General features: G+C 50.0%; 1 pseudogene. It reads right to left on the bottom strand.

The features are described 5' to 3' along the window. Positions 1-730, bottom strand: a pseudogene (locus gpAD87_RS32050) (LuxR family transcriptional regulator); the annotation flags it as partial.

Raw genomic sequence — 730 nt, 5'->3', positions numbered from 1 at the left:
AACTGCGCAGCACGTAACCCAATAGTTCTCGTTCCCGAATGGACAACCCATGACTCTCGGCGAGTAAAGGCAGTAAGTCCTGCGGCATAGCCTGTTCAAGCCTAATCGCAATCTGATCCGGACCTGAGAACTGCTGCATGCGGCTGGCATGAAGCACAAGGTAACGGCCATCCAGGAGTTGAATGCAGACTTTGGAAGGCGAATGAAGGATAGGTTCTCGCGCAACCATCAAATCGGAATCTGTACGAATCTGACGCTGTAAATGCGAACTGACTGCACGGACTGGGCGCGGCAATACATCTGGTCCCACATGCTCCAGTAAACGTAATTGTGATAGCCAATATTGAGCGGGAGCGTTCACGGATAACATCTCGAAAACGTCCGATGTGATCATAATACCAGGGTCCGAGGGACTTCCGCTCTTAATCTCGTCCATAAGAGTCAGACTTGTGGATCGTAACATCAATGCAATAGAAGGTGTCCAGGCCTGGATGCTTAGTCGTTCCTCTTCCGTGAATACGGGTTGTTCCGTCTTGCGATATAGGGTTAGATACCCCCAACAGGCTCCGCCACTGACCAGTACAGCCCGAAGTTCATCACCGAAACCTGCGGGTTGAAGGATGTTATGATACCGAGCGCTTGCAATAGGGTTTTCGCTTATCGATGCATGAAGGATCGCTGTATACTCACCGCAGCGAATCAAATCAGCATACTTATGTATGTCTTCTTC

The sequence above is a fragment of the Paenibacillus sp. AD87 genome (assembly GCF_001659845.1).
GTDB lineage: Bacteria > Bacillota > Bacilli > Paenibacillales > Paenibacillaceae > Paenibacillus > Paenibacillus marchantiae.
The sequence above is the reverse complement of the archived record's forward strand: the minus strand, read 5'-3'. Positions and strand labels throughout refer to the sequence as shown.